Source organism: Bacillus sp. SG-1 (genome assembly GCF_000181495.1).
In the GTDB taxonomy this organism is placed as follows: domain Bacteria; phylum Bacillota; class Bacilli; order Bacillales; family Bacillaceae_B; genus Rossellomorea.
The window spans coordinates 1-1,482 of record NZ_ABCF01000170.1; the positions used below are offsets into that span (position 1 = coordinate 1).

1 protein-coding gene and 1 pseudogene are annotated in these 1,482 nt (G+C 43.8%); one reads left to right on the forward strand and one right to left on the reverse strand.

From position 1 onward, the window contains the following. Positions 1 to 540 (forward strand): DUF2705 family protein (locus BSG1_RS19485; protein ID WP_006838969.1); only part of this gene is annotated, 540 nt, incomplete at its 5' end. Positions 541 to 726: 186 nt separating this feature from the next. Here BSG1_RS19485 and BSG1_RS19490 read toward each other — a convergent pair. After that, positions 727 to 1,482: pseudogene (locus BSG1_RS19490) on the reverse strand (recombinase RarA); the annotation flags it as partial.

The following is a 1,482-nucleotide window of genomic DNA, read 5'->3' on the forward strand; positions in this document are numbered from 1 at the left end:
CTTCTTCTTATCAGACCTATTTCAAGGACAAAAATCCTGCTTTCCAAGTATCTGACAGTATTGCTTTATGGAATTACACTCCTGTTAATGTTATTTGCCCTGTCAACGATTGCAGGAGCCATTTTGTTTGGTTCAGGCGACGGCCAGCAACACTTAGTTTACGTCGATGGAGCGGTTGAAGAGCAGAACATGATTTTATATTTGATTAAAACGTACTTATTAAAAACTATAAGCATTATAATGATGGCGACTATGGCTTTCATGATATCTGCGGTATTCAGAAACAGTTCACTTGCTATTGGAATTTCACTATTTCTTTTGTTCATGGGGGGTACGGCAACATCGTTTATCGCTATGAAGTACGACTGGGCGAAATACAGTCTTTTCGCCAATACGGAATTGACCATGTATACAGGTGCAATGCCGCCATTGGTTGAAGGAATGACATTAGGATTTTCGATAACGATGTTAATCATTTACTTTGTGATTTTCAATTTGCTCGCGTTCGTAGTCTTTAATAAACGTGATGTGGCAGCTTAATAAAAATAGGCAGCAGGAGTGAAAACTCCTGCTGCCTATTTTTTTATGAGTTTTGCTTGTGACAATGTTGTTTTTTAAGCCTGCCTGCTGATATCCGTACTTGTATACACGCAACATGTTGAGCGGTGAAGTATTATGTGAACGGTCTTTCATGATTAGAGGGATATCCAGAGGGTCCGTCCACCTTTATTTCTGCCCCATGATTTTTTTGTAAACCTGTGAAATCGCCGCTTCGAATTTACCGGTTTCTTTTGGATCATAATACCGTGCTTTTTTCAAAGTGTCAGGAAGGTATTGCTGCTTCACCCATCCTGATGGATAATCATGAGGAAATTTATATTCAATTCCTCTACCAAGTTCTTTGGCCCCCGCATAGTGGGCATCTTTTAAGTGAGCAGGAACCTCGCCGCTTTTGCCGCTTCGGATATCTTGTAAGGCAGCATCGATCGCACTGATCGCCGAATTGGACTTTGGAGAAAGGCACAACTCAATGACAGCGTTGGCGAGGGGAATCCGCGCTTCCGGGAAGCCGATCTTTTCGGCTGTCTCTACTGCCGCTAACGTACGCTGCCCTGCTTGCGGGCTGGCAAGACCTATATCTTCATAGGCGATGACAAGGAGTCTCCTGGTAATGCTTGGCATGTCCCCAGCTTCCACCAGCCTGCCCAGATAGTGCAGGGCGGCATTCACATCACTGCCCCGGATGGATTTTTGAAATCCGCTCAGTACGTCATAATGCGCATCTCCATCTTTATCATGAGAAAAGCTTTTTTTCTGAAGACATTCTTCAGCGATATTCACTGTGATCTCAATGGTTCCATTTTCAGAGGGTTCTGTTGAAAGGACGGCGAGCTCCAGTGCATTCAATGAACTTCTTACATCTCCATTGCTCGATTGCGCGAAATGGAGGAGTGCTTCGTCACTGACGGATATGTTCCGTTT